Annotated in this window: 25 protein-coding genes; 17 read left to right on the plus strand and 8 right to left on the minus strand. The window is 64.1% G+C overall.

Annotated features, from left to right (window positions below; translation table 11 throughout):
- The first annotated feature begins 103 nt into the window (after nucleotides 1–103).
- The gene (gene rplQ / locus IE053_RS03175; RefSeq protein WP_189571650.1) at nucleotides 104–523 is read left to right on the plus strand and encodes a 50S ribosomal protein L17; all 420 of its coding nucleotides are present in this window, start codon (nucleotides 104–106) and stop codon (nucleotides 521–523) included.
- 56 nt (nucleotides 524–579) lie between these two features.
- On the opposite strand, the gene IE053_RS03180 is transcribed toward rplQ, so the two are convergent.
- A complete protein-coding gene (locus IE053_RS03180; protein ID WP_189571652.1) occupies nucleotides 580–1,302 on the minus strand; it encodes a sulfotransferase family 2 domain-containing protein in 723 nt (240 codons plus the stop codon).
- A 105-nt stretch (nucleotides 1,303–1,407) separates the two neighbouring features.
- On the opposite strand from IE053_RS03180, the gene IE053_RS03185 reads away from it, so the two are divergent.
- Complete coding sequence (locus tag IE053_RS03185) at nucleotides 1,408–2,718, plus strand: metal-dependent hydrolase family protein (RefSeq protein WP_189571655.1); 1,311 nt, start codon at nucleotides 1,408–1,410, stop codon at nucleotides 2,716–2,718.
- Between the two features lie 3 nt (nucleotides 2,719–2,721).
- Here IE053_RS03185 and IE053_RS03190 read toward each other — a convergent pair whose 3' ends face one another.
- Complete coding sequence (locus IE053_RS03190) at nucleotides 2,722–3,894, minus strand: glycosyltransferase family 2 protein (protein ID WP_189571658.1); 1,173 nt, start codon at nucleotides 3,892–3,894, stop codon at nucleotides 2,722–2,724.
- A 132-nt stretch (nucleotides 3,895–4,026) separates the two neighbouring features.
- On the opposite strand from IE053_RS03190, the gene IE053_RS03195 reads away from it, so the two are divergent.
- The 6 genes from IE053_RS03195 to IE053_RS03215 are packed head-to-tail and all read left to right on the plus strand — an operon-like array spanning nucleotide 4,027 to nucleotide 10,373.
- The gene (locus IE053_RS03195) at nucleotides 4,027–5,403 is read left to right on the plus strand and encodes a Do family serine endopeptidase (RefSeq protein WP_229786032.1); all 1,377 of its coding nucleotides are present in this window, start codon (nucleotides 4,027–4,029) and stop codon (nucleotides 5,401–5,403) included.
- A complete protein-coding gene (locus tag IE053_RS03200) occupies nucleotides 5,403–6,704 on the plus strand; it encodes a replication-associated recombination protein A (protein ID WP_189571668.1) in 1,302 nt (433 codons plus the stop codon). Before IE053_RS03195 ends, IE053_RS03200 begins: the two co-directional genes overlap by 1 nt.
- Nucleotides 6,705–6,757: 53 nt before the next feature.
- Nucleotides 6,758–6,883 carry a hypothetical protein gene (locus IE053_RS14555; RefSeq protein WP_268249039.1) on the plus strand — a complete coding sequence of 42 codons (126 nt, stop codon included), beginning with the start codon at nucleotides 6,758–6,760 and terminating at the stop codon, nucleotides 6,881–6,883.
- 4 nt (nucleotides 6,884–6,887) lie between these two features.
- Nucleotides 6,888–8,465: a hypothetical protein gene (locus IE053_RS03205; RefSeq protein WP_189571674.1), complete on the plus strand. Its 1,578-nt coding sequence runs from the start codon at nucleotides 6,888–6,890 to the stop codon at nucleotides 8,463–8,465.
- On the plus strand, nucleotides 8,462–9,406 hold the full coding sequence (locus IE053_RS03210) for a site-specific tyrosine recombinase (protein ID WP_189571677.1): 945 nt from the start codon (nucleotides 8,462–8,464) through the stop codon (nucleotides 9,404–9,406). The genes IE053_RS03205 and IE053_RS03210 overlap by 4 nt, the downstream gene beginning before the upstream one ends.
- Nucleotides 9,390–10,373 (plus strand): acetyl-CoA carboxylase carboxyltransferase subunit alpha, encoded by a 984-nt coding sequence (locus IE053_RS03215; protein WP_189571683.1) that lies wholly within the window; start codon nucleotides 9,390–9,392, stop codon nucleotides 10,371–10,373. The genes IE053_RS03210 and IE053_RS03215 overlap by 17 nt, the downstream gene beginning before the upstream one ends.
- Before the next feature lie 79 nt (nucleotides 10,374–10,452).
- Here the strand turns inward: IE053_RS03215 and IE053_RS03220 are convergent, their stop codons facing one another.
- The gene (locus tag IE053_RS03220; protein WP_189571687.1) at nucleotides 10,453–13,419 is read right to left on the minus strand and encodes a helicase-related protein; all 2,967 of its coding nucleotides are present in this window, start codon (nucleotides 13,417–13,419) and stop codon (nucleotides 10,453–10,455) included.
- A 139-nt stretch (nucleotides 13,420–13,558) separates the two neighbouring features.
- On the opposite strand from IE053_RS03220, the gene IE053_RS03225 reads away from it, so the two are divergent.
- The 4 genes from IE053_RS03225 to IE053_RS03240 all read left to right on the plus strand — a co-directional run bounded on the left by IE053_RS03225 (nucleotide 13,559) and on the right by IE053_RS03240 (nucleotide 17,640).
- Nucleotides 13,559–13,948 carry a hypothetical protein gene (locus IE053_RS03225; RefSeq protein WP_189571690.1) on the plus strand — a complete coding sequence of 130 codons (390 nt, stop codon included), beginning with the start codon at nucleotides 13,559–13,561 and terminating at the stop codon, nucleotides 13,946–13,948.
- A gap of 316 nt (nucleotides 13,949–14,264) precedes the next feature.
- Nucleotides 14,265–15,998 carry a DUF5666 domain-containing protein gene (locus IE053_RS03230; RefSeq protein ID WP_189571695.1) on the plus strand — a complete coding sequence of 578 codons (1,734 nt, stop codon included), beginning with the start codon at nucleotides 14,265–14,267 and terminating at the stop codon, nucleotides 15,996–15,998.
- Nucleotides 15,999–16,086: 88 nt separating this feature from the next.
- The gene (locus IE053_RS03235; RefSeq protein ID WP_189571699.1) at nucleotides 16,087–16,986 is read left to right on the plus strand and encodes an alpha/beta fold hydrolase; all 900 of its coding nucleotides are present in this window, start codon (nucleotides 16,087–16,089) and stop codon (nucleotides 16,984–16,986) included.
- A 6-nt stretch (nucleotides 16,987–16,992) separates the two neighbouring features.
- Complete coding sequence (locus IE053_RS03240; protein ID WP_189571703.1) at nucleotides 16,993–17,640, plus strand: RluA family pseudouridine synthase; 648 nt, start codon at nucleotides 16,993–16,995, stop codon at nucleotides 17,638–17,640.
- A 51-nt stretch (nucleotides 17,641–17,691) separates the two neighbouring features.
- On the opposite strand, the gene IE053_RS03245 is transcribed toward IE053_RS03240, so the two are convergent.
- Entirely contained in the window at nucleotides 17,692–18,834 is a 1,143-nt protein-coding gene (locus tag IE053_RS03245; RefSeq protein ID WP_189571706.1) for a flagellar biosynthesis protein FlhF, read from the minus strand.
- 251 nt (nucleotides 18,835–19,085) lie between these two features.
- Nucleotides 19,086–19,367 carry a CtrA inhibitor SciP gene (gene sciP, locus IE053_RS03250; protein WP_373302862.1) on the minus strand — a complete coding sequence of 94 codons (282 nt, stop codon included), beginning with the start codon at nucleotides 19,365–19,367 and terminating at the stop codon, nucleotides 19,086–19,088.
- Between the two features lie 383 nt (nucleotides 19,368–19,750).
- On the opposite strand from sciP, the gene aspS reads away from it, so the two are divergent.
- Together aspS and IE053_RS03260 are read left to right on the plus strand one after the other, a co-directional pair.
- Complete coding sequence (gene aspS / locus IE053_RS03255; RefSeq protein ID WP_189571710.1) at nucleotides 19,751–21,586, plus strand: aspartate--tRNA ligase; 1,836 nt, start codon at nucleotides 19,751–19,753, stop codon at nucleotides 21,584–21,586.
- A 117-nt stretch (nucleotides 21,587–21,703) separates the two neighbouring features.
- Entirely contained in the window at nucleotides 21,704–22,228 is a 525-nt protein-coding gene (locus IE053_RS03260) for a hypothetical protein (RefSeq protein WP_189571713.1), read from the plus strand.
- Nucleotides 22,229–22,571: 343 nt separating this feature from the next.
- Here IE053_RS03260 and IE053_RS03265 read toward each other — a convergent pair whose 3' ends face one another.
- Nucleotides 22,572–23,051, minus strand: coding sequence for a hypothetical protein (locus tag IE053_RS03265; RefSeq protein WP_189571716.1), 480 nt, complete (start codon nucleotides 23,049–23,051; stop codon nucleotides 22,572–22,574).
- Between the two features lie 77 nt (nucleotides 23,052–23,128).
- Nucleotides 23,129–23,680, minus strand: coding sequence for a DsbE family thiol:disulfide interchange protein (locus tag IE053_RS03270; protein ID WP_189571720.1), 552 nt, complete (start codon nucleotides 23,678–23,680; stop codon nucleotides 23,129–23,131).
- A 105-nt stretch (nucleotides 23,681–23,785) separates the two neighbouring features.
- Between IE053_RS03270 and IE053_RS03275 the strand changes: the two genes are divergently transcribed.
- The 3 genes from IE053_RS03275 to IE053_RS03285 are packed head-to-tail and all read left to right on the plus strand — an operon-like array spanning nucleotide 23,786 to nucleotide 24,778.
- Nucleotides 23,786–24,178: a hypothetical protein gene (locus IE053_RS03275; RefSeq protein ID WP_189571723.1), complete on the plus strand. Its 393-nt coding sequence runs from the start codon at nucleotides 23,786–23,788 to the stop codon at nucleotides 24,176–24,178.
- 12 nt (nucleotides 24,179–24,190) lie between these two features.
- A complete protein-coding gene (locus IE053_RS03280; protein ID WP_189571726.1) occupies nucleotides 24,191–24,400 on the plus strand; it encodes a hypothetical protein in 210 nt (69 codons plus the stop codon).
- 3 nt (nucleotides 24,401–24,403) lie between these two features.
- Nucleotides 24,404–24,778, plus strand: coding sequence for a YbjQ family protein (locus IE053_RS03285; RefSeq protein WP_189571729.1), 375 nt, complete (start codon nucleotides 24,404–24,406; stop codon nucleotides 24,776–24,778).
- Between the two features lie 186 nt (nucleotides 24,779–24,964).
- Here the strand turns inward: IE053_RS03285 and IE053_RS03290 are convergent, their stop codons facing one another.
- Complete coding sequence (locus IE053_RS03290; RefSeq protein WP_189571732.1) at nucleotides 24,965–25,234, minus strand: hypothetical protein; 270 nt, start codon at nucleotides 25,232–25,234, stop codon at nucleotides 24,965–24,967.
- Nucleotides 25,235–25,333 lie beyond the last annotated feature (99 nt).

Consider the following 25,333-nt stretch of genomic DNA (forward strand, 5'->3'; position numbering starts at 1 on the left):
GTTGGAGAGGGGCACCCCGGGCTCCGCTGGCACCATGCCGCGGTGGTTGCGGGAACCGAACAACCAAACCATCCGGCCTCGCCGGAGTAGTGGAGAGTGAACCATGCGCCACGGCGTTGCGCACCGCAAACTGAACCGCACGGCGAGCCACCGGAAGGCGATGTTCGCCAACATGGCGGCGTCGCTCATCAAGCACGAGCAGATCGTGACCACCCTTCCGAAGGCGAAGGAGCTCAAGCCGATCGCCGACAAGCTCATCACGCTTGCCAAGCGGGGCGACCTTCATGCCCGTCGTCAGGCGATCTCCAAGATCCGTGACGTCGAGATGGTCGGCAAGCTCTTCGACACGCTCGGCCCGCGCTATCAGGAGCGTAACGGCGGCTACACACGCGTCATGAAAGCGGGCTTCCGCTTCGGCGACAATGCTCCGCGCGCTGTCATCGAGTTCGTCGACCGCGATGAGACGGCCAAAGGCCAGGACTCGGGCCCGACGATGAAGCTGGTCGAGGCCGACGAAGAGTAAGTCTCAGGCCCCTTGCGAGGGGTCAGGGTATCAGGTTTCAGGAGAACGCCGCGCGGCTATTTCAGCCAGCGGCGTTTTTCTTTTGCGACCAGGAGCGGCGCCATCGCCTGGGCGCTCAAGTTTCGCCAGGAAGCTCGGGCGTCGGACGGCATCGCGCTCAGGTCTGGCCTGGAAAACCCGAAGCGGTCATAGTCCTCGGCATAGAACCTCAGGATCGCCTCGGCATCCTCGCGGTGAACGGTGACGTCACCAAGTTCCTTGGCTGAGGAGTTCGCTCTTTCGATCCCATAGGCCACCGTGTCTCCCGCGACCGCGTCGAGCCTGGCGACAAGGGCGTCGAATCCTGTCTCGAATCGGAAAACCTCGGCGTTCGCCGGAACGAAGTCCGCCTGCGGACGGATATGATTGTGGTAGATGCGTGGATCCTTCGCCGCCCCCGCAAACATGCGCCGTAGCCAGGACGAGAAGTCCGTCGCCATCCGTCCCTGGGCCTGTTTCTGGAAGCGGAATTCGCTGACGATCCGGTCGATCGGATCGCGCACCATCGTGAAGCAGAGGTCTATATCCTCGGGAATGAATTCGGTCAGGTCTTCGGCCGTGAAGTGCCCCGGCGGCGTGACGAAGCCGCGCTTCGCGAACTCCGCCATGAAGGTAGTCCGGTTCGACATCACCGGCGTGCCGAAACGCCGCCCGAGATAATTGGTGATCGCCGTGCCCGCGGTTTTCGGGACATGGACGAAAAAAATCCGGGGACCGCCGCGTGGAATGTAGAGAGGCATGGTCGGACCCGGTTTCTCCCTGCTGCACCGCACGCGCCAAAGGGCGCTGAACCGTCGTCATAGGCCAGTCTGGACAGAGGCCTTCAATACGCTTCTAGTTCCATAATGGTTAGATTTTTGTTCGCCGCCTCCGCTCTGGCGCTCGGCACGGCCCAGGCCGCCGACGTCACCGTCCTCCGTACCGACCGCCTCGTCGCCGTTCCCGGCGACAGCAGCCCCAAAGCGGCGACGATCCTGATCGAGGACGACAAGATCCTCGAGGTCCGGGATGGGCGCATTTCCGATCGGGCACTGTCGGAAGAGGGCCACACGGTCGAGGCGAGCTATGATCTCGGCGGGCACACCGTGCTGCCCGGCTTCATCGACGGTCATGTCCACATCACCAGCGAGAACAATCCGCGCGGAAGGCTCCAGCGCGTCGAGCTGAGCTCCGCCGACCGTGCGTTGATGGGTGCAGGATTCGCGAAGAAGACCCTCATGGCTGGCTTCACGACAGTCCGTGACGTGGGTGCCGACGGCGAGGCGATCTTTGCCCTGCGCTCGGGCATCGAGAGGGGCGATGTTCCGGGACCGCGCATCCTCGCCAGCGGCAACTCCGTTTCGATCACCGGCGGCCATGGTGACGGCACGCAGGGCTATGCCCTCGAAGTGGCGGAGCTGCTAAAGAGCCCTGCGGTCTGTGACGGCGCTGATGACTGCCGTCGTGCGGTTCGGGAGCAGATCCGCCGCGGCGCCGACCACATCAAGATCACTGCCACCGGCGGTGTCCTGTCGAACACACAGACAGGAACGGAGCAGCAGTTCACCAACGAAGAGCTCGCCGCCATCGTCGATGCCGCGAACAAAATGGGCCGCGATGTCACCGCGCATGCGCACGGCAAGGGCGGGATCGAAGCGGCGCTCAATGCCGGTGTGCGGACTATCGAGCACGGCACCTATCTCGACGATCGGACCATCCGTGCCTTCCGCCGGAACGACGCCTTCCTCGTGCCGACGCTTCTTGCTGGCGCCACGGTGGCCGAGTGGGCGAAAGACCCCAACACCTTCCTGACACCCGCCCAGCGCGCCAAGTCCGCCGAGGTCGGGCCTTTGATGCAGGAGATGGGGCGCCGCGCCCATGAGGGCGGCGTGAAGATTGCCTTCGGCACGGACTCGGGCGTCTCCAAGCACGGCGAGAACGCAAAGGAGTTCGCGCTGATGGTCGATGCAGGCATGACCGAGGAGGAAGCCATTCGTGCCGCCACGGTCGTCGGATCCCAGAACATCCGTATGGAAGACAAGATCGGCACGATCGAGGCGGGCAAGCTCGCCGACATTATCGCTGTGGAGGGCGATCCTCTCAGCGACATCGAATTGCTGCAGACCGCGGTCAATTTCGTGATGAAGGATGGCGAGGTCTTCAAGGCGCCCCAATAGCTCCTAGCTTCGCGGCGTGCGGGTCCAGCGCTTGGTGCTCGCACGCCCGGACTTTCCATAGACCCCGAATTTCGAGAGCAGGAACACCGGGAGCCGGGACAGCTCCGCAGGCGGCAGGACGCTGCGCCCGTCGCGAATATAGGCGATGACGACGGCATCGAAGAAGGTGAGGGCGGCAAGACCTGCCAGCAGGAGCGGCAGCCAGGCGCCGAGCATGAGGAGCACTGCGCCCACCCCGCCCGCGGCAAGCACGGCCGCTGCAAACACCGTCAGCGGAGGCACGGCGACGTTGAGGGCCAGCATGGCCTTCCACGGTGCGGTCAGCCCACTGACGAGAAGGCCCGGCACCCGTGCACGGGCCATGCGGAGGGAGCCATGTTCCCAACGCGCGCGCTGCACGGTGGCGGCGCTGTCGCTTTCGGGGAACGTGCTCGTCACCGCTACATCTGGCAGGAAGTCGATCCGCATACCCTGCTGCGCTAGGGTCAGGGTCAGGGCCAGGTCCTCGACGATTTCGCCGGAGCCGAGCGCCAGTTTCTCCGCGACAGGCCACGGGAATGCCGCGCCCGCTCCGGTCAGGCGGGTCGTCTTTGCGAGCCGCCACAGCCCTTCCATCCTGGTCTTGTTGATCAACCGCCAGGCGAAGGCCGCGATCTTTCTCGCAGGGCTGGCGCTTTCCGCCGCTTCCATGAGGTAGAGCGCCTGCGCAGGCCGGCCGGAGGTTTCGGCCACCGAAGCCACAGCTTCGAAGAGTCCTTCGGCGTGAAAGCAGTCCGCATCGGTGAAGACCACCGTTGCTGGCGGGTTCTGGCGCAGGTGGTCGAGCGCGAACTGCAGCGCATAGCCCTTGCCGCGCTTCTCCGCATCCTTGCGCGCCAGCATTTCGGCGCCAGCCGCCAGCGCCACATCCGCCGTCCGGTCGGAACAATTGTCCGCGACGACGATCAGCCGGTCCCGCGGCCGCAATTGGCGCTTCACGTCTTCAAGTGTCGCCGCGATGCCCGCTTCTTCGTTATGGGCGGGAATCACCACGGCCATCGGCCCGGCGCCGCCCTTGGCTACAGGTCCTCCGACCTTTCCGGATGCGAGGACTTCCACCAGCAGCCACAAGCCCAGCAGCAGCAATCCGGCGGAAAACACCGATGCGACCACCGCGAGGAGCATGACAATCTGCATGGGAACCCCTTTTTCCCGTCCGGACGCGACCAAAACCGCCTATCTCTTGGGGACAGGACCGGCTCCGGTCTTGCCAGGCCGGGTCTAACGACCCATCCAAAGGGCTACAACACGCACCTTTCGGGGATGTTCATGCGCGCAGTCACGCTTGTTCTAGCAGTTTTCGTCTCTCTCATCGCCAGCGCGTCGGCCGAAACGCGCCAGCCCGCGACAGATCTCGATCTCCGCGCCACCTATGCGCCGATCGTGAAGCAGACGGCGCCAGCGGTGGTGAACGTCTATACCAGCCGCACCGTCAGAACGCGCAGCCTCTTCGACGATCCCTTTTTCAGCCAGTTTTTCGGGCAGGCGCCGGGAGGGCAGACCCGCCAGCAAAATTCCCTGGGCTCGGGCGTGATCCTCGACCCTGACGGCATCATCGTGACGAACAACCACGTGGTCGAGGGAATGGATGAAATCCGCGTCTTCCTCCCTGACCGTCGCGAGTTCGAGGCCAAGCTCCTGCTCGCCGACCCCCAGACCGACCTGGCCGTCCTCAAGATCGATGCCGGTGAACCGCTACCGGCGCTCCGCTTTGCGGACAGCGACGCGGCGGAGGTCGGCGACATCGTCCTCGCCATCGGCAACCCGTTCGGGGTTGGCCAGACCGTCAGCTCAGGGATCGTCTCTGCGCTCAACCGGACGAATGTTTCGGTGTCGGACTTCCAGTTCTTCATCCAGACCGACGCCGCCATCAATCCCGGCAATTCGGGGGGCGCGCTCGTCGATATCGACGGCAACCTGCTCGGCATCAACACGGCGATCTATTCCCGGTCCGGAGGGTCGAACGGCATCGGGTTCGCCATCCCCGGCAATCTCGTGCAGCGGGTCCTGGCGAGCGCAGTGACGGGAGAGACCGTGGTGCGCCGCCCGTGGCTCGGTGTGCTCGGGAGCGACGTTGACAGCCGCATTGCCGAAGCCATCGGCCTCGACCGTCCGCGGGGCGCGCTTATCAGCCAGCTCTTCAAGGGCGGCCCAGCGGACCGGGCAGGCCTCAAGGAAGGCGACATCATCGTCTCCATCGCGGGGCAGGAAGTCATGGACGGCGAAGCCCTTCGCTATCGCCCGGCGACCCGCTCGCCCGGCGAGACCATCGAGATTCGCTACCTCCGCGATGGCCGCGAGCGCCGCACAAGGGCAAAGCTCGAGTATCCGCCCGAAATCCCGGCAGCCAATCGCACACTGATCGAAGCGGACTGCCCGCTCTACGGCGTGACAATCGCGAACCTTTCGCCAGCCCTCAACGAGGAACTGGGTCGCAACCCCTTTGACAAGGGCGTTGTCGTCATCGGCGTCGATCCCCGCGTCGCCACGCGCCGCACACCGGTCCGCGCTGGCTACCAGATCTTCGCCATCAACGGACAAAGTGTCGATAAGGTCGACGATGTCCTCCGGGCGCTCCGCTTGCCGATGGAATCGATCACCGTGCGCGATGCCCGCGGACGGACCGGAACGATCAGGCTCCGCTGATGAGCCTTTTCGATGCGGCAGGTCTTGGCGATGCGGTCCCGACACCGCTGGCCGAGCGGCTGCGTCCGCAATCCCTCGATGAGGTCGTCGGCCAGAAGCAGCTCCTTGGCGAGGGCGGCAAGCTCCGTGTACTTCTGAAGACAGAGGCATTGCCATCGATCATTCTCTACGGCCCGCCCGGAACCGGCAAGACCACCATCGCCCGCCTGATCGCCAAGGAGACAGGCCGGCACTTCGAGCAGCTCTCGGCCATTTTCTCCGGCGTGCCCGACCTCAAGAAGGCCTTCGCCGAAGCCGAGGCGCGGCGTGACACCGGCAGGGCAACGCTCCTTTTCGTCGACGAGCTCCATCGCTTCGACAAGCGCCAGCAGGACAGCTTCCTGCCGCATATGGAGACCGGCCTCATCACGCTTGTCGGTGCAACAACAGAAAATCCCAGCTTCGCTTTCAACCGCGCGCTTCTGAGCCGCGCGGTCGCGCTCAAGCTCGAACGTCTGACAGCGGAGGATCTCGAAATTCTTCTTCAGCGTGCGGAGAAGGAACTCGCCAAGTCGCTTCCGGTCACGGACGAGGGCCGCGCCGCCCTCATCGCCATGGCCGACGGCGATGGCCGCGCGCTCCTCTCCCTCGCCGACCAAATTGCCGCCTCGAGCCCGCCTGAGCCCATGGGTGCCGAAGCTCTCCGCCGATCGTTCTCGGGCCGCGCCATGGCGGGCGACAAGAGTGGCGACATCCATTACGACTTCGCGAGCCTGCTCCAGAAGTCGATCCGGGGTTCCGACGATGACGCGGCCCTTTATTGGACCGCGCGGATGCTCGAGGCGGGCGAAGACCCGATGTTCATTTTCCGCCGCTTGACGGTCATCGCGTCCGAAGACATCGGCAATGCCGACCCCCGTGCCTTGCAGGTGGTCATCGCCGCCCGCGAGGCTTTTCGCCAGCTCGGCGAACCCGAAGGACACATCCCGCTGGGGCAGGCCGTCGCCTATCTTGCCACCGCGCCTAAGTCGAACGCCAGCTACTCCGCTTTCAAGAAAGCCATGGCATTCGCCAAGAAAACCGGCTCGCTCCCGCCACCCATGCATGCGGTCAACGCGCCGACGAAGCTGATGAAGGAAGAGGGCAGGGGCGAGGGCTACGAATACGACCATGATGCCCCCGGCGGCCATGCCGGACTCAGTTACCTTCCCGAGGGTATGGAGAGGCTGGATTTCTACCAGCCCGTCGACCGGGGCTATGAGCGCGTGATCGCGGAGCGTTTGGCCCTGTTCCGGCAAAAACGACAGCAAAGACAGCGGTGAGACAGGTTCCGCTGCGCCGCGGCATGGTTTAGTGTCCCCGGACGGGTGGTCTCATGCGCTTCATCAGTTTTCTCGTCACGCTCCTCATTCTCGCCGTGGTGCTCCTTTACGTTCTGGGCGATCGGCGGCAGCCTGAGACCCGGACGATCACGCAGGAGGTCGAGCTCGACGCTCGGTAGCGCCATGAAGCAAGCCATCCTCGCCAGTTTTCTCGCCCTTGCGTCCGCGACCGCTCCCTTTTCAGCGGCAAAGGCGCAGGTCGAACGTGCGAATTTCGACTCGAGCCCTTTCTCGCTCGGCACGCTGACCGAGAACGAAGGCGCCCTTGGCCGGGACCTTTGGGACGGGGCCACGGCCGAGGAGATCGCCGACCAGCTTCGCAACGTCCCCACCAGCTACGAGGATCCTGTCAAACGCCTGATCCTGCGGCGGGTGCTGCTTTCGCCGGGCAACGGCCCCGACGGCGCGGATGCCGATCTTGCCGGGCTGAAGCTGCTTCGTGCAGCAGAGGCCGGTTATGTGATGGAAGCCGGCGCCCTGGCCGAGCTGATGCCCGGCCTCGTGGTCCAGCCCTCGCTCAGCCGCATTGTCGCGATGCGCGACCTTTACAAGCTCCAGTTCGACCAAGCCTGCGCGCGCGGGGCAAACCTTCGGGAGGGGCGCCAGCAGCCCTTCTTCGTCCGCCTGCGGGCTTTCTGCTACATCCATGCGGGCGAGACGCCTGCCGCTGAGCTGACCATCAGTCTGGCGCGGGAAGAGGGCGTCCTCTCCCCTGGGGACGAGCAGATGTATGCGAACCTCTTCGCTCGCAGCGTTCCCAACGAATTTCCCCGCAGCGCTCTTCAGTATGCAGCCTACCGCAAGCTCGGCGGGCTGTTCGCGCCTACGGATATTCCGGATGTCACGCCGGCCGTTGCAGCGGCCATTGTCTATGACCGCGGCCTTTCGACTCCGACACGCTCGGCCGCTCTCGTCCGCGCTGCTCGGGAAGACCTGGTCCCCGCCCGCGATCTTGCTGACGCTGCTGCCTCGCTCGAAGGCGAGGAGGTCGCGAGCGTCATCGCCACCATCGCGGCCCAGCCCGCAGGCTCCTTCAACCGGTCCCAGGCCATCGGTGAAGCCTTGGTTGCAGCGAAGCAGAACCCGGATCTCTACCTCGTCCTGACCAAGATCTATGGTCAGGAAATAGCCTCCATGCGGCCCGACGCCGTGACCATGCCCTACGCGACCGAGCTTGCGCTCAGTTCGCTGATCATCCGAAACTTCGCGACGGCTGAAGCCTGGATCCAGGCGGTCGCCGCCGAGAACACCATCGGAGCGGAACGCGCGTTCCTCAACCTTGCCAAGCTCTACAGCTATCTTCGCCCCGGCGCGGCGCAGCGTCTTGCAGGCGCGATCGGCGAGCGCCTGCCCGACCCGCCGGTTCCCGCCATTCGCATTCCCGATGCCCTGGCGCAGGCGCAGGCGAGCGCGGATCTCCCCACGACCGTGGACCGGGCGATCACGGCAGCGGCCAGCGGCGCGCGTGGATCCATGCTCCTCGCCGCACTCGCCACATCCGGCGTCCGTGCCTCGGGCGAGCTTGCCGCTGTGCGCGATACGGTCGGCGCGGCCCTTTACAAGCGTGCCGAAGCCAACCGCCTTGCCGCGGACGCAGCCTTCCAGCGTCAGGCCCTCGAGAGCGTAGGGTCCCTCCGTGAGGAGGTCATCAACAAGGAAGCCTACGTCCCGCGCCTCAAGCCGATCGCGGCAGGTCAGTGAGCGACGCCTGGGCCATCGAGGCCTTTCTCGAAATGATGGTCGTCGAGCGCGGCTCGTCCCAGCGGACCGTGCGCAATTACGGCCGTGACCTCGGCCGAGTCACAGAGTTCCTGGGCAAGCGCAACAAGGACCTCCTCTCCGCGGGCCGCGATGACCTTGCAGCCTATTTCCAGCATCTCGAAAAGACAGGCCGGAGCCAGGCAACAGCCGCGCTCTGCCTGTCCGCTATTCGCCAGTTCTACGGCTACGCCTTCGCTGACGAGCTGCGCCCCGATAACCCCGCGCTCACGCTCGAAGCGCCGAAGAAAGCCAAGCGCCTGCCGAAGGTCCTGACGGTGGAGGAGGTCTCCGACCTTCTCGATACCGCCGACCGCGAGGCTGAAAGCGGTGATGCCAAGGCGCTGCGGCTGCAAGCGCTGCTGCATGTGCTTTACGCCACGGGCCTCAGGGTTTCGGAGCTCGTCTCCCTCTCGGCCAACAGCTTTTTCGGCACCGGTGGCTCGATCCTAAGAATCAGGGGCAAGGGAGACAAGGAACGCCTTGTCCCCCTGACCGAGGAGGCCGAGAAAAACCTCCGCCGCTATCACGAAGAAGCGCGCCCGGCCTTCCTGCCCGAGGGTGGCAGCAAGTGGTTGTTTCCGAGCCGAGGCAAGCAAGGTCACCTGACCACCGCCCGTTTCGCGCAGCTTCTCAAGGAGATAGCGGCGAGGGCAGGAATTGAGCCCACGAAAATCAGCCCCCACGTCCTGCGCCACGCCTTTGCGACCCACCTGCTCGAAGGCGGCGCGGATTTAAGGTCCCTCCAACACCTTCTGGGGCATGCTGACATCACGACCACACAGGTCTACACGCACGTCAGACAAGACAGGCTGCGCAGGGCACTCGAAGAGTACCACCCCCTGGCGCGCCCCGGGAAAGGAAGTCATGCGGACGTATCTTGATTTCGAGAAGCCGATCGCGGAGCTCGAGACGAAAATCGACTCCCTGCGCGAGATGGACGACGAGAATGCCTCGAAGGAAGTCGAGCCGGAGATCCAGCGCCTCGAAGAAAAGGCGAAGAAGATCCTCAAGGACACCTATGCCGGGCTTAGCCGCTGGCAGAAGACGCAGGTCGCGCGCCATCCGAACCGTCCGCACTTCATCGACTATTCAAAGGGGCTTGCCACCGGCTTCACCGAGCTGTGCGGTGACCGCGCCTTCGGTGACGATCGCGCCATCATCGGCGGGGTTGCGCATATCGGTAAGCACCGCGTGGTCATGATGGGCCATGAGAAGGGCACCGACACCGAGAGCCGCCTGACCCATAATTTCGGCATGGCCCGGCCCGAAGGCTACCGGAAGGCCATCCGCCTCGTGGAGATGGCTGAGCGCTTCGGCCTGCCTGTCGTCACCCTTGTCGATACCGCCGGTGCCTATCCCGGCCGCGGTGCTGAAGAGCGCGGCCAGGCTGAAGCAATCGCTTCGTCCACGGCCAAATTCCTCGAAGCCCGCGTCCCGGTGATCGCGATCATCACCGGCGAAGGCGGCTCGGGCGGTGCCATCGCGCTTGCCGCGGGCAACCGTGTCCTGATGCTCGAACATTCCATTTACTCGGTGATCTCGCCCGAGGGCTGCGCTGCGATCCTCTGGAAGGACGCCATGGCCAAGGGCGAGAACAAGGCGCCCGATGCTGCCGATGCCATGAAGATCTCCGCGCAGGACCTCCAAAAGCTTGGCGTGATCGACGGCATCATCCCGGAGCCCGTGGGCGGCAGCCACCGCGCCCCGGACCTTGCCATTGCTGCGGTCAAGGACGCCATCTGCCAGCACCTCGATGAACTCGTCGGCCTGTCGCCGGAAGAGCTGGTCGCCCAGCGGCGGGAGAAGTTCCTGGAACTTGGTCGACAGGGCCTCGACGCCGCGGCCTGATCCGGAACATCGGAATTCAGAACAAGAAAGGCCGACGGAGAAACCTCTGTCGGCCTTTCTTTTTTTCTGGTCTGCCGGCTCAGTCCTTTTTCAGGTTCGCCAGCACCGCGAAGGGGCTGTCGGGATCGGCCTCTTTCGACTTCCTCGGGCCAGAGCTGAACGTGCGTGGCTTTTGTGGGCCCTTTTGTGGGCGCTTGCCCTTGCCCTTGGGCGGTCCGCCGCGCTTGGCGTCTGCGCCGTGCTTCCCGCCCGGCTTGCCGCGGCGCTGCTGTCCTTGGCCACGGTTGTTCCGCGGCGGCTGGTAGCGCCACAGGGTCACCGTCTCCATCACGGGTTCTCCCGGCGTTGCCGCTGTCTCGGGCGTCACGTCAACGGTGGGGGCGGGGTCGCCCGCGGCGCTGACCGGCGTCTCCACCGGCTGGGCCTCACCCTCCGTGGGGGTCGCTGCCTCCGCAGGCAGTGCGCCGTCAGCAGGAGCCTCGGGCGCTCCAGCGATCTCGATGGCGGGCGTTGCTGCGGGATCGGTCTCGGGCTGCGCGCGCGCCGCCGTCGGTGCCGGATCCTCTACGGTCTCGGCCACCGGATCGGCAATCTTCGGCGCCTCGGCTTTCACCTCGCGTTCCACCGTCTGTTTGCGGTATCCGAGGTTCTTGAGAATGTCTTCGAAAGCCTCTCCGGAAACGCCGACGAGGCTCATCATCCGCTGGTTGGCTTCGAAGCCTTCCTTGGAGCCCTGTTCCCGCGCCGAACGGATTTCCTGCGCAAGGCGCTCGAGCATGTCGATCCGCACCGCCCGGTTGCCGGATGGCCGGTAGCCGACGGCGTACCAGAAGGCATGTGGGACCTTCTCCTCGGCTTCGACCGATGTTGCGCCAGCCTGCGGCACCGGGAAAGCGTCGGGATCGTTGCCGCTCCACAGCGCCCAGAGCAGGCCGAGGAACTGCGCCGGAGCAGGTTTCAGGAGGGCGGGGATAAAGAGGGTGTACTCGCCGAACCGGACGCCGAGCTTGCGCAGGCCCGCCCGCTCGTCCTGGGTCAGCGCCTTGACCTCCTCGGCGATCGGCCGCCGCGACATAGCGCCGAAATTCTCGACCAGGCGGAAAGCCACGCCCCGTGCACCGGGGGACAGGGCCTCTGGGTGATCGGACGGACGGTTCAGCGCCGCCTGCAGGGCGACGAGCGGCCCCGCCAGCCCCTCCACGCGGTCAGCGATGAAGGCGCGCAAACGCTCCTCGATCGCGGCCACCGCGCTGGCGGGCATGTGCTCCATCGCCACGAACTTGAAGTCGGGCCGCAGGGGCTGCGGGCCTTTGACGAGCTGAGCGACGACGCTCTGCCGCCAGACGATCTCGCCGCCGGGCTCGAGCCTGAATTCTTCCGGCTTGGCCGAGGCCAGCGCGGAGGCTCGCGCCATCAGCTCGGGCTGCAGGGCCTTCAGTGCGGCAAACCGCACGGCCTTTTCGTGAGGACCCCGGGCCTTGGGATCGAGAATGAACTGAAAGCCCAAAAGCCGTCCGACGAATTCGCCTTCCACGACGACCTCTCCATTGTTGCGGACGCCCGCGAGGAGCGGGGCGTCATCCTTGAGCCGCTTCAAAAGGACTGACGTGCGGCGGTCAACAAAGCGTTGTGTCAGTCTCTCGTGCAGGACATCCGAAAGGCGGTCCTCGATACGCCGCGCTTCGTTCTGGAAGTGCGCCGCGTCGTCAAGCCATCCCGAGCGATGGCTGAGATAAGTCCAGGTCCGCACATGGGCGATCCTGTTGGAAAGCGCATCGACGTCGCCGTTCGGATTGTCCAGCCGGGAAAGCTGGAGTTCGGCCCATTCCGAGCGTATCGAGCCGCGCTCCATCAGCTGCTGGTAGAGCTCGCCAAGCATCACCGCATGCTGGTCAGGGGTGACTTTCCGGAAGTCGGGGACCTGGCAGACCTCCCAGAGGAGCTTCAGCGCCGCGCCGCCCTTGGCCATGTCACGAATATCGTGACGCCGGGCGAGTCGGCGTAGGGCCTCCTCGTCATCATCCATCCGCGCCCTGACGAGGCCGTCTTCCGGAGGCGGCATTTCGAGCGACCGCAACAGGGCGGGCAAACTTCCAAAACGGACGTTCGGATTACGCCATTGGAGCGCGGTCACCGGCTCGAACGTATGTTCGGAAACCTGCTCGACCAGGTCTTCGTCAAAAGGCGGAGCCTCAGCGGTGGAGCCCCATGTGCCATCCCGAACATGCCGTCCGGCGCGCCCGGCAATTTGCGCCACTTCGGTCGGAAACAAGTGCCGCGCGTTCTTGCCATCGAACTTGCGGCCAGCCGCGAAAGCCACGTGGTCGATGTCCATGTTGAGGCCCATCCCGATCGCATCGGTGGCCACGAGATAGTCGACCTCGCCTTCGTTATAGAGCGCTGCCTGTGCGTTCCGGGTCCTCGGGCTGAGCGCGCCCATGACCACGGCCGCGCCGCCGCGCTGGCGCCGGATGAGCTCCGCGATGGAGTAGACGTTCTCGGCAGAGAAGGCGACGATTGCCGAGCGCCGAGGCAGGCGTGTGACCTTCTTGTGCCCGATATGGGTAAGATGACTGAAGCGCTCGCGGCCGAGGAAGTTGATCTCCGGGATCAACCGCCGAAGGATCGGCGCCATGGTGTCCGAGCCCAGCATCAGCGTCTCGTTGCGCCCTCGGGCATGGAGGATCCGGTCGGTGAAAATACGTCCCCGCTCGGGATCGGCTGCAAGCTGCACTTCGTCTATCGCGAGGAAACTCACCTCGCGCTCCAGCGGCATCGCTTCGACCGTGCAGACCCAGTAGCTCGGATTGGGCGGGATGATCTTCTCTTCGCCCGTCACCATGGCCACGGCCCGCTTGCCGCGACGATCGACCATCTTTTCGTAGACCTCCCGCGCGAGCAGGCGCAGCGGCAGGCCGATCATGCCGGTCGAATGCGCGGCCATGCGCTCGAGGGCATAAAAGGTCTTGCCGGTATTCGTGGGACCGAGAACGGCCGTGACACCGCTGGGGCCTAGCCCTGGCGGCACGGGAAGAGGGCGGGACATCACCAGAACCTAGAGCAGGGTTGGCCCCCGGCGTCAAAGCGGCGATAAGGACATCAGGGCAACCTGTCGCGGGCAGCGGCGGGTCAGGGAACAGGGGACTGGGACAATGCTTCTCCGCCGCACAATCGCTTGCCTTTTCATGGGCTTGCTCCTCGCAAACTGCAGCGAGAACGTCTCGGAGCCACCGGGCATCCCCGAAGCGATGCAGCAGGACCTGCCCGAGGACATGAAATCGGAGCGCACGCCGGTCGAGATCAAGACCGCGACATGCCTTCTGTGGCCTTCCAACTTTCGGGGTGACTGCAACTTCGAACCCCGCGGCCGGGGCTCTTTTTCCGTGACTCTTCCCGAGGGCGAGGCTTTCTACGACGATGTCACGCAGCTCCTCGTGACCGTCTACATGGAGGGTCACGCAGACGTTCGCGCCATGAAGGCCGACGGCACGTCGGAAATGGTGGGCGAGGCCAAACGGTCGGAAACCTATCCCGCATGCTGGATCGGCACCGGTTTCTCGGTTTGTGCCTATTGAGACTGCATTCGAGCTAATCCCGCAATTCTGCGGTGATGACCAAGGACTATCGTCTCCCGCCAGCGGGGGTAGAACGCCCAGTACGCGCCGGGCAGGGCGTGGGCGGGGCAGAGCAGAACGCAGGGACATCACCATGAACGCACTTCGAACCGTATCCGCTTTGGCACTCACTGCGGGACTCCTCGCCTGTTCGGGTGGTGGCGGCGACAGCGCAGGGCAGCAGCAGCCTAGCGCGGGCGGCGGGACCTCGACCCCGCCGGCGGCGTAGTCGGGCACACCGATCACGTCCGAGGGCGTCATCACCGGCTTTGGCAGTGTGTTCGTCAACGGCAAAAAGTTCGAAGTCCTGAACTCGACGGTGGTCCAGATCGAGGGCCAGAACGGTGTCGGCGGCGGACAGAGCCTCCTGCGCCTTGGCCAGAAGGTCCGCGTTGAAGCGCGCGCTCTCGCCAATTCGAACGAGGCGGACGTGATTGTCTTCGACGAAGACCTGCGCGGTCCGGCCGTTCGGATCACGCCCGATGGAGACGATCCGTCGGTCGGCACGTTCAAGGTGATTGGCCAGACTGTCACCGTCGATGCCCTGACCATCATCGGAGAGGACTTCACGGACCTGAACGGTGATGGAGCGGTGGATATCCGCGATTTGGACGGGCGGCTCGGGACCGCAGGGGCGCCCTTCATCGTGGAGGTCTCCGGCTCGGTCACCGAGAGCGGGTTTATCGCCTCACGGATCGACAAGATTGACCGGGCGGCAGGCGACCCGAACACCGATGGAGACGAGTATGAGGTGAAGGGCTTTGTCGACCAGGTGATCGGCAGTGGAACATCGATCGTCATCAACGGCACCGAGTTCCTGATCGACAATGCCACCGTTCTTGAAGACGGGCTGATCGCCGACGACACACTCTTGGGGGTCTTTGTCGAGGTGAAGGCGGACCAGCAGGCCGATGGCAGCTACATCGCCCGCGAGATCGAACTCGGCGACGACAACGCGAATGACGCTCCGCAGGAAAACGAGGAATTCGAGATCGAAGGTATCCTCATCCCCGTCGACACCAGCGTCACGCCGAACACCATCGTCATTGGTGGCAGGACGATCGAGGTCGACGATGCAAGCGGCCTTGCGTCGCTCGTCGGCCAGAGGGTCGAAATCGGAGGCACGTTCGATGCGGCGGGCACGCTCGTCGTCAGCAAGACGGAAGTCGAGGTCGAGAACACGCTCGGCGTCTGGGATGAAGTTGCTTCGATCGACACCGCCGGCGGTACGTTCACGACCCGCCTTGGGATCGTGATCGAACCTACGGGGGAGAGCCGCCTGCTCGATCTTTCCGATCCGCAAGGCGGACCGCAGCGCACCGTGGATGCTTTTCTCAGCCGTCTCAGCGTCGGTGACGACATCCGCGCCAAAGGCTATCCTGATGCCTCAGGAGCCCCGGTGTGGACCCGGATCAGGGTCGAGCCCAAGGACCGGGACGGCTGCCGCGTCATGGGACCGCCCTCCGACCCGATTACTGCAGGCGTCAGCTTCACGATCCTCGGTGTCACGGTGGAGACATCCAGCATGACAGCACCGGGCAGCTTCCTCGGCGCCGATGATACCGATCTCGGTGCCGATGCGTTCTACAACCAGATCGCATCCGCCACCGCGGTCAAGGCGAAGGCGTCGGGTGACGCAGCCTGCGCAACAGGGCGGATGACCCTCGCGGATGGCGATGAGGTCTCTCTCGAGGAGGATGACGGTGTCGCTGCGAATGGTGACGATTCCGGGACTGAGTCCGAGGACATCGGCGTGATCGGTTCGGTTTCCGCCATCGATGCTGCGAACGGCTTCCTGACGGTTGCCGGCCAAGAGGTCTTCGTCGGACCGGCAACAATGATCGACAATGACATCGTTGCAGCGTTCAAGGGCACATCGCCTGCGCAAGAGCAGGATACGGCCTTTGCCAACCTCTCGGCATCCCTCGACGCGGTGTTCACGGTCGGCGATGTCCTGGAGATCGAACTCGATATCGAAGGCGCTGCGGTCGAGATCGAATACGCCAACTGATCCGATCCTGAGGGGAACTGGCGGCGCAAGCCGTTCCCCGCGGCAACGCGATCAAACCCCTGTGCAAGCGCTTGTCCTGAAGCTCTGCTTGTTGTTCATCTTGCGTGTGCGAAAGAGCGAAGCGGTTCAGGAAGCCTTCCACGGCGATGCCGAGAAACTGGCCATAGAGGGCGACCGTTCGGTCGTCGTCGCGCGCTATGGCGTGCCCGACGCGGGCAGGGTCCTGCTGTTCGATCCGGGTTCGTTTGGCATCTATGCCGACTTCCATCACATTGCCCAGCACCTCGCCCGCGAGGACTGGTACGTCATCGCCATGACCCGCGCCGGGATGTACCAAAGCGATCCGCTCCCTGAGGGTCAGGACCCGGTTCCGAGGTTCCACGTGGCCGATATGGCACGGGTTCTCGATACGCTGGGCATCGACCGCAAGGTGATCCTCGCCGGACACTCGATGGCCGGGGTGCGGCTTCACATGGCGGGGCGCATCATGCCCGAACGTTTCCGCGGTCTTGCGCTTCTCGATGCGGTCTGCCCATCGCAAATGCGGGGGCTCGCATGGGCCGGCTGGGTTGCCTGGGCGCAGCTGATCGGCAGGGCAGGGGCCCGCTTTGCCCGCAGCCGCATGGGCGGGCTGATGGAGAGCGTGCATCCGAATCTTCTCAAGCTCGAAGGCCAACCGCGAAACGACAAGCTCGCTTCGGTCATGTCAGAGAAGCACCTGCGCTGTGCGGCCAGGGAGGTCGCGGTGACCGAACGCAAAGCCTTGGGCGAGCCCGTCGAGCCAGCCATCAAGCTCCCTGCGTTCTTCGCGACAGCGACACAGGTCAGTCAGGGTACATCCGAACTGCTGAGGGAATATGAGAAGGAAGGCACCTGGACCCGCCGTATCCATCTCAAGAATGACGGCCACATGTCGATGCTGACGCCTCCCTCTTCGCACCTCATCGCCGAGGGGATTGACGAGCTTTGGGAAGCGGGCGCGCGCTAGCCTGCCATGCCGCTTCCGATGAAACCCTACATGCCACCTTTGGAGCCGCGGCTCAGTCTCGTCCATGAAGACGGAGCGCTCCTCGTGTTCGATAAGCCATCCGGCTTGCTTTCCGTCCCCGGCAGGACCGAGCCGGACTGCCTCGAGGCGCGGGTCATTGAGCGCTATCCCGAAGCCCTCACCGTCCACCGCCTCGACATGGCGACCTCCGGCGTGATCGTCATGGCACGGAGCAAGGAGGCGCTCGCTCATCTGGGCAAGCAGTTCGAAAAGCGCCAGACGAGGAAGCGCTACATTGCCGTCGTCGAGGGTGCGCCCGACGCTGACAGCGGCACCATCGACGCGCCCCTGCGCTGCGACTGGCCGAACCGTCCCTTGCAGATGATCTGCGAGGAGCACGGCCGTCCGGCAGTGACCCATTGGGAGGTGCTGGAGCGCGGCGAAGGCAGGACGCGCCTTGCCCTGACCCCCGTCACAGGCCGCAGCCACCAGCTGCGGGTGCACCTTGCCTCGATCGGCCATCCGATCCTCGGGGACGAATGGTACGGAGACGCAACCTCGGCGCCGCGGCTTCTTCTGCATGCGGAGCGGTTGGAGCTACGCCACCCGAATGGCGGTGCGTGGATGAGCTTCGAAGTCCGGGCGCCGTTCTGACCATCTGGCATACCGAGGTGGCGACGCAGGATATTTGCGGTGACGTGGGGCCTAGCGTCCCCTACCAAGCCTCGCCGGGACATCCATCAGTAGCCTGCGGGCAAGATAATCCGGCTGCGCATCGATCAGGCCGTCGGCAATGAAGGGAGCTTCGGAGAAATAGGCGAGGGCCATGCCCGACTGGTAGCAGGCGGAGATCGCGGCACCGATCCGGCGCGAGGCGTCGAACTTCGTGATGATGCAGCGGCGCACGCCGAGATCGGCGAAGGCCGAGACCCAGTCCGTATGCTCACCGACATCGCCGGAAGCCGGGATGACGAGAATCATCTCTGCGCCGAGCGCTTCGCGGAAGGCGCGCACGGCGGAAACGTCGGCGCTGGCGAACGGGCTGACGCCGGGCGTGTCGAGGATGATGCCTTCGCCCGGACGCTCCTGGCGCATGATCTGGGCGACCTGGCGCGGCTCCTCGACGGCCCAGAAGCGGGTATCGAGCGCGTCGGCATAGGTCTGCATCTGCTCGATGGCACCGGCACGGCCGACATCGGCGGAGATGAAAGCGAGACGGCCACCTTGGGCCGCGGCGCTGGCGGCGATCTTGGCAGCGGAAGAGGTCTTCCCGGCGCCGGTCTGCCCGATCAGCATGATCGGAACATCGCGCAGGATGTTCAGCGGCGCGAAGCGCAGGGTGCGCGAAAGGGCATGAGCAAGCTGTTCCACCTCGTCGCCGCGCCCGCCATGGTCATGGGCCTCGTCGACCAGCGCCCGGATCAGGTGCGGGGTCAGGCCATGACGGCCGAGCTTCTGCTCCCACGAACGCAGGAGCGGGTCCGCGTCGCTGCCGTGGTCACGGGCAAGGTTGCGGGAAAAATCACCGCGCAGGGCACTGACCGGGCTTTCCTCGCGGCGCGGGCGTTCGGGCACGATTTCAGGCTCGCTCACACGGGGCTCGCCCAGACCGCCAAGCGACGGCGCGGGAGCGGGCTCCTCGCGCTGCGGCTTGCGACCGAACAGGCCACCGCCTCCCGTGCCGCCTTCACCCTTGTAAAGCGGCTGTCCTTTCTGGATGGCGCGAAGTTCGACCCCGCCAGAGGGACTGCGCCTCACGGCCAGCACCACGCCGTCGGGGCCGAGAGCGCGGCGCATGGCGCGCTTGGCTTCGTCGACGGTGGCACCCTTGAAGGTCTGATAGCTCATCGGCGCAGGCTCGGGTCCCTTATCGGAACGCCTGGGGCGTTGGCCCCGGCGTCCGTACTCACTCGACCTCTCTGATTTGAGAAGGTCCTGTGAGCTACCTAACGGTTCATAGCCGAGCCTGAAAGTGCCGTGCATCATATGTTTCGGTCAGGGAAGCCCTGACTCCCGCCCTAGCTGCATTCAGCTTCAGCGATGCACGTTGCGTGCCGCAGCGGACCCAGCCCCCACCGGGACCGCTGCTGACAGCGCTTCTAGCGGTATTGCTGGATGCGGGTGGCGCGGAGCCCCTGCATGCCATGCTTGTCGATCGCCTTCTCCCAGGAAGCGTATTCCTCATCGGTGAGCTTGTAGCGCTCACAGGCGGCTTCGAAGCTGAGAAGGCCCCCGCGCACCGCGGAGACGACCTCGGCCTTGCGCCGGATGACCCAGCGCTTTGTGTTTGGCGACGGAAGGTCAGCGAGCGTAAGCGGTGTGCCATCAGGACCGATGACATAAGGCTCTCTCTGCTGCCTCTGGTGCATCATTGCGTTCATGTGCTTCCCCACGAAAGACCACCCCCACGGCGGACATAACTTCGGTGTGTTTCTGTGGGTGATAGTACATAACGCCTTCTAACATTGACCTAAGCCACAAGGTGAAAGGCCCGTGAAACGCGCATAAAATCTGGGGTTTGGAGCCGTGGAACTGTTCCGGATGGGTACAGGGCAGGGGCAGATGTCCCAAGCCGGAGCGAAAATTTACGGAGCCTGACAGAGGGTAAACATGACAGGCGTTAACCTTTTCAGGCACTGACCGACGATACCAGCACGCCATCCCGGCGACATTATGGCCGCCAAAAAGGCCCCGCCGCTTGACGGTCCCGCAGCGGCACGTCATGGCGTGGCCTTTCCCGGAATTCTCATCAGGAAGACGATCGATGCATCCTTACAGGTCCCACCACTGCGGCGCGCTCCGGGGATCCGATGTCGGCAAGGAGGTTCGCCTCGCCGGCTGGGTCCACAGGAAGCGCGACCATGGCGGCATCCTCTTCATTGACCTGCGCGACCATTACGGCCTGACGCAGGTTCTCTGCGAACCTGAGTTCGCGCAATTCGCGGAAGTCGACGCCGTGCGCGCCGAGAGCTGTATCCAGATCGACGGCGTCGTCGTCGCGCGGGCCGAGGACCAGGTGAACCCGAACCTTGCCACCGGCGAGATCGAAGTGCGGATCACCGACTTCAAGGTCCTGTCCGCTGCCGGTGACCTGCCGCTGCCGGTCTTCCAGGAGCCTGACTATCCGGAGGACATCCGGATGCGTCACCGCTATCTCGATCTCCGTCGCGAGACGATGCACAAGAACATCGTGCTGCGCTCCAACGTCGTGAAGGCGCTGCGCCGGGGCATGGAAGACGCGGGCTTTACCGAGTACCAGACCCCGATCCTGACGGCCTCGTCGCCGGAAGGTGCGCGGGACTTCCTCGTTCCGTCGCGGCTTCATCCGGGCAAGTTCTACGCGCTGCCGCAGGCGCCGCAGATCTTCAAGCAGCTCATCATGGTCTCCGGCTTCGACCGCTACTTCCAGATCGCGCCCTGCTTCCGTGACGAAGATGCCCGTGCCGACCGTTCGGCGGGTGAGTTCTACCAGCTCGATGTCGAGATGAGCTTCGTCGAGCAGCACGAGGTCTGGGACACGACCGGCCCCGTGGTCGCCAGGACCTTCGAGCTCTTCGCGGGCGACAAGAAAGTCGACCCCTATGAAAGCTGGCCGAAAATTCCCTATGCGGAATCGATGCTGAAATACGGCTCGGACAAGCCCGACCTCCGCATCCCGCTCGAGATGCAGGTCGTCACCGAGCACTTCAAAGGCTCTGGCTTCAAGATCTTCGCCTCCATGGCCGAAGATCCCGAGAAGCAGATCCGGGCCATTCCTGCGCCGGGCGGCGGCAGCCGTGCGTTCTGCGACCGGATGAACAGCTGGGCGCAGAAGCAGGGCCTGCCGGGCATGGGCTACATCATGTTCGACGATGGCGACGGCAAGGGTCCGCTCGCCAAGAACATCGGTCCTGAGCGCACCCACGCGATCCGCGAGCAGCTCGGCCTTCAGGCTGGCGACGCTGCCTTCTTCTTGGCTGGCAAGGTCGAGGAATTCGAGAAGGTGGCCGGTGCTGCGCGGGTCGAAATTGCGAAACAGCTTCATGAGCAGGGCAAGACCATGCCTGACGGCTCGCCGATCTTCGACGAAAACCGTTTTGCGTTCTGCTGGATCGTCGACTTCCCGATGTATGAGTGGGACGAGGAGCGGAAGAAGGTCGATTTCGGCCACAACCCGTTCTCCATGCCGCAGGGCGAGCTCGCTGCTCTCGAAAAAGCAACGACCCCGGAGGAAATCCTCCAGATCAAGGCCAACCAGTACGACCTTGTCTGCAATGGCTATGAGATGGCCTCGGGGGCGATCCGGAACCACAAGCCGGAGATCATGTACGCCGCCTTCGAAAAAGCCGGCTACGGCCCCGAAGTGGTCGAGAAGGAATTTGGCGGTATGCTGAACGCCTTCAAATATGGCGCGCCGCCCCACGGCGGCATCGCTTACGGCGTCGATCGCATTGTCATGCTGCTTGCGGACCAGGAAAACATCCGTGAAGTGACGATGTTCCCGCTGACCCAGAACGCCGAAGACCTTCTCCTCGGCGCGCCGTCGGAGCCTTCGGAAGAGCAGCTCAGGGACGTCCATATCCGTGTCGTGAAGCCGATCGTCGAGGCGAAGGATTCCTGACGAATAGCCTCGCCCGGGCAAGACAAGGAGCGCCCCGCGGGGCGCTTTTTTTTGTGGACCGCCGCCAACTGCATCTCGCGTTGGATCACACCGGCCGTTACAGGCTAACCGCGCGGGATGCTGATTCATTCCATGCTTGCCGCAACCGCCATGCTGCAGCCTTCCGACGAAGAGGCTGTCCTGCAAACCGTCGATCGCTTTTTCGAGGCTTACTACGACCGCAACGTGGCAGGCGTGAAGGCGACGCTGGCGCAAGGTGCGCTCGGCCACGGGCTCGTGGTCAACGGCGATAGCCGCGGGATCACGGCGCCGCTCGACATGCACCAGTGGGCGGAAAGCCTGAAGACCCTCACCACGCGCAACAACGAACTCTACTGGGAACCGAAGGTCGAGATACGCGCAGGTTCGCTAGCGCAGTTCTGGGCGCCTTACGTGATCGAGGTCGATGGTGTGCTCACCCATTGCGGCATCGACGCCTTCACCTTGGTCAAAGCTCAGGACGAGTGGAAGCTGTCCAGCCTCCAGTTCACCATGGAGCCGAGGGGTTGCGACGAGCTCGGCTATGACATCAGGCGAGAGGGTATGCGCCCAGCGTCTCTGGTCGAACATCTCGAAGGAAAGATCAGGCTCCCGCGCCAGTAATGCGCGCGCGGAAAGGTGGCTGCCGGAGAGATCCAAAGGGCAGAGGATCTCCCCGGCGTCGGACGACCCCCGGTCCGGGGGACTAAGAGGAGGGAGCACGTCCAGACCCACCACGCTCACCCCTCCGTCCGTCGCAGGAAGAAAGACCGCTCACCGGGTCGATCCTTTTGGGGATGGACCTGCAAGGATGGTGAGTTCGATCAAAAAAGACGAAGAAAGAGAGCGCTCAAAAGAGGTAAGCTGAGTTCGGGCATGAAGCAACAGGAGGTTGCAGTATCTTCAGCCGGTCCGAGCAGAGGGCGTTTCTCCGGTAGCTCGAGTCCCTGTCGACGGCGCCGCCTTTTCAGACCGACTGCTCGGCAGGTGCTCTCGGTCCGTCAGGGCCCCAGTCGACGTAGAAATTCGTCGTCTCCCAGTTCTCTTTTCGGTGGAGCGCCGTGAAGTTGATGGCGAGGTCGCCCTTGGTGGAGGTTGCCGCAACCTGGCAGACCGCGACGAAATACTGGCCGTCCGCGGCGGTCACGCCAGACTGGAAGCTGGGATATTCCACCTTGTCTACTGACGTGATCGGGCCGAAAGTGGTCAGGAGAAGCTGGCTCACCTGTTCGAGAACGCCGGTATTGGCGACAGCCTCCGGCGAGAGGTGCTTGCGGAACACCTCGGGATCATAGCTCTCGCCAATCTCCAGGGTGGCCAGTTCGACATAGGCCTTGGCATCGTTGATCTTGGCATAGGCGGTGAAGCCGACGATCGTGCCGACGCCCACCAGCAGCAGGACGAGGGCAAAGAACAGCCCTCCAAAGATCATCAGGATCGTACGCATAGCCCGCCCCATCAAAGCCCGATGGGATGAAAGCAGGCAAACCTATTGGAGAGCAAGCATGTTCTCGCCTGCAGGCATCAGGACGCGGGTTCCGCTGGCGCCTCGGCCTCCAGATCGCGCACGAGCGGCTTCAGCCGTCTCTGCCACTCGCGGTCAGTGATCGGGCCGACATGGCGGTAGCGGACCTTCCCCGCTTTATCGAGGATGAAGGTCTCCGGCGCACCGGTCACGCCGAACTCCGCCACCGCACGGCCTGTCTGGTCGAGGCCCACGGCAGTGAAGGGACTGCCATGCTGGTCGAGCCATTTGGCGGCGGCTTCCGGCGTATCGTTCCATGCGAGGCCGTAGATCTGCACGCCTTCCTCGGCCATCCGCAGCAAGACCGGGTGCTCATAGAGGCAGTAGACGCACCAGCTCCCCCAGACATTCACCAGCGTCACTTCGCCCTCGAACTCGGAAGGATCGAAGGGGCCAGGGTAGCGCGGGATTTTATCCAGTTCGACGGCCGGGGCGTCGAGGCCAATCAGGACCGACGGCATGGCCTGGCCGTTGATGGACAGGCCCCGAAAGGCGAACACTGCAACCATGCCGAACGCGATCAGGGGGAAGATCAGGAGCTGCTTATTCATCAGGTCGATATGGAGGAGGGGGCTTGTAAACACCAGCGCCCGTTCTTTTATCGAATAACATGATGCTTACAGTATCGTTAGCCAACAATCGGAGGAGGGCAAAACGTGGAAGAGATTGAAGACCGTCGCGGCGGGGGTGGTGTCTGGAAGTTCCTGCTGTTCCTGATGGTGGTAGCCGTCGCGCTGGGGACCTACGCGGTTTATCACTTCGGCGCGGATGCGGACATTTATATCAACGGCCGCACGGTCGATGAGCTGCAGCCTTGGGAAGTCGTGGGCGGCGTGATCATCGGCATCTTCGGCCTCATCATCGGTTTGATCGGCGGAGCGATCGGTCTGCTTATCGGCCTCGGCGCGGCCATTCTGGCGATCGCGCTGGCCATGCTCGGGATCATGACGGGCCTCTTCATCACTGCGGGTGTCATCCTCGGCCCGTTCCTCCTGATTGCGGCGATCATCCTGCTGCTGCGGCGGCGGTCCCACCCCGAGATGATCTGAGGGGTAAGCGCGATGAGTCTTGGGAACATCATGCTCACGGCGGTGATCGTCGCGGCCGTCGTTTATATCGGCATCATCGTGACCGGGATGATCGCGCTCTGGCCTTACGGGGTCGTCGGGCTGGCGGTGCTCGGCTTCTTCGGGCTGATCTTTGGGGCCGTGGTTTTCCAGCGTGTCACCAACAAGGAAGACCGCCACTACATCGAGAACGTGAAGGAGTAGGCGATGCTGCTGACGACCACGGACTACGCCGTCGGGCACGAGGTCATTGAAGTGCTGGGCCTCGTGCGCGGGAATGTCATCCGTGCACGGCATGTGGGGAACGACATCATCGCGGGCCTCAGGAACATCGTCGGTGGCGAGGTCAACGAATACACCAAGCTCATGGCGGAGGCACGGGAGCAGGCCGTCGACCGGATGATCAAGCACGCCGAAAGCATGGGCGCGGACGGCATCATCGGCGTCAATTTCACGACCGCTGCCGTCACGCAAGGGGCGGCGGAGATCCTTGCCTTTGGCACCGCAGTGAAGCTCGGGCCGAAACGGGTTTCGCAGCCTGTCTCCATGATGTCCGAAGACGGAGTGATGCGTCGGCGGTAAGCAGGCCGGCGCACCACCGGCTCCCCCCTGGAGAGGCCGGCATCATCGATGTCGGGCGAAGGTTAGGGCAGGTGTCGGTGAAGCACCCCTTCGGCCCGAAACCGCTCATGCGGCCCCGACCTCTCCAGGAGAGAGAAGGTGGCCCCGCGCCGGGGCGCGGGACCATTGGCAGTCAGGCAACTCCGCCTACTGACGGCAGAACGCCTCGGTGACCTGCGCCTGAGCGACCTGGGGATCGCAGGACGCCTCGGTCTCACCTGCCTGCCCGTTCGTGCAATCGTAGGAATAGGTGCAGGTCTCGTCGCTCTCCTCACCCTCGAGCTTTTCGACCGTACACGTGCATTGTGAAGTGGTGCCGGAATCGCCCAGCAGCTGGTCGATCAGGGCCAGTTGCTGGTCAGCAGGCATGGGAGCCACGCTGAGATATGACGACACGAGCAGCGATATGAGGTTCATGACGAACTCCTCCTCTTCGGTTGAACGAAGACGCCCGGTTGCTGCGAGGCAGGATAGCCTCGGAAGGATGGGTACACGGAGAGTGGATACGCGGCCCGT

The sequence above is a fragment of the Parvularcula lutaonensis genome (genome assembly GCF_014651915.1).
GTDB lineage: Bacteria > Pseudomonadota > Alphaproteobacteria > Caulobacterales > Parvularculaceae > Parvularcula > Parvularcula lutaonensis.

What these genes read in the sequence shown, in the direction of transcription:
- rplQ (WP_189571650.1), top strand. Translation starts at nt 104, where the DNA reads ATGCGCCACGGCGTTGCGCACCGCAAACTGAACCGCACGGCGAGCCAC.
- IE053_RS03180 (WP_189571652.1), bottom strand. Translation starts at nt 1,302, where the DNA reads ATGCCTCTCTACATTCCACGCGGCGGTCCCCGGATTTTTTTCGTCCAT.
- IE053_RS03185 (WP_189571655.1), top strand. Translation starts at nt 1,408, where the DNA reads ATGGTTAGATTTTTGTTCGCCGCCTCCGCTCTGGCGCTCGGCACGGCC.
- IE053_RS03190 (WP_189571658.1), bottom strand. Translation starts at nt 3,894, where the DNA reads ATGCAGATTGTCATGCTCCTCGCGGTGGTCGCATCGGTGTTTTCCGCC.
- IE053_RS03195 (WP_229786032.1), top strand. Translation starts at nt 4,027, where the DNA reads ATGCGCGCAGTCACGCTTGTTCTAGCAGTTTTCGTCTCTCTCATCGCC.
- IE053_RS03200 (WP_189571668.1), top strand. Translation starts at nt 5,403, where the DNA reads ATGAGCCTTTTCGATGCGGCAGGTCTTGGCGATGCGGTCCCGACACCG.
- IE053_RS14555 (WP_268249039.1), top strand. Translation starts at nt 6,758, where the DNA reads ATGCGCTTCATCAGTTTTCTCGTCACGCTCCTCATTCTCGCCGTGGTG.
- IE053_RS03205 (WP_189571674.1), top strand. Translation starts at nt 6,888, where the DNA reads ATGAAGCAAGCCATCCTCGCCAGTTTTCTCGCCCTTGCGTCCGCGACC.
- IE053_RS03215 (WP_189571683.1), top strand. Translation starts at nt 9,390, where the DNA reads ATGCGGACGTATCTTGATTTCGAGAAGCCGATCGCGGAGCTCGAGACG.
- IE053_RS03220 (WP_189571687.1), bottom strand. Translation starts at nt 13,419, where the DNA reads ATGTCCCGCCCTCTTCCCGTGCCGCCAGGGCTAGGCCCCAGCGGTGTC.
- IE053_RS03225 (WP_189571690.1), top strand. Translation starts at nt 13,559, where the DNA reads ATGGGCTTGCTCCTCGCAAACTGCAGCGAGAACGTCTCGGAGCCACCG.
- IE053_RS03240 (WP_189571703.1), top strand. Translation starts at nt 16,993, where the DNA reads ATGCCGCTTCCGATGAAACCCTACATGCCACCTTTGGAGCCGCGGCTC.
- IE053_RS03245 (WP_189571706.1), bottom strand. Translation starts at nt 18,834, where the DNA reads ATGAGCTATCAGACCTTCAAGGGTGCCACCGTCGACGAAGCCAAGCGC.
- sciP (WP_373302862.1), bottom strand. Translation starts at nt 19,367, where the DNA reads ATGAACGCAATGATGCACCAGAGGCAGCAGAGAGAGCCTTATGTCATC.
- aspS (WP_189571710.1), top strand. Translation starts at nt 19,751, where the DNA reads ATGCATCCTTACAGGTCCCACCACTGCGGCGCGCTCCGGGGATCCGAT.
- IE053_RS03260 (WP_189571713.1), top strand. Translation starts at nt 21,704, where the DNA reads ATGCTGATTCATTCCATGCTTGCCGCAACCGCCATGCTGCAGCCTTCC.
- IE053_RS03265 (WP_189571716.1), bottom strand. Translation starts at nt 23,051, where the DNA reads ATGCGTACGATCCTGATGATCTTTGGAGGGCTGTTCTTTGCCCTCGTC.
- IE053_RS03270 (WP_189571720.1), bottom strand. Translation starts at nt 23,680, where the DNA reads ATGAATAAGCAGCTCCTGATCTTCCCCCTGATCGCGTTCGGCATGGTT.
- IE053_RS03280 (WP_189571726.1), top strand. Translation starts at nt 24,191, where the DNA reads ATGAGTCTTGGGAACATCATGCTCACGGCGGTGATCGTCGCGGCCGTC.
- IE053_RS03285 (WP_189571729.1), top strand. Translation starts at nt 24,404, where the DNA reads ATGCTGCTGACGACCACGGACTACGCCGTCGGGCACGAGGTCATTGAA.
- IE053_RS03290 (WP_189571732.1), bottom strand. Translation starts at nt 25,234, where the DNA reads ATGAACCTCATATCGCTGCTCGTGTCGTCATATCTCAGCGTGGCTCCC.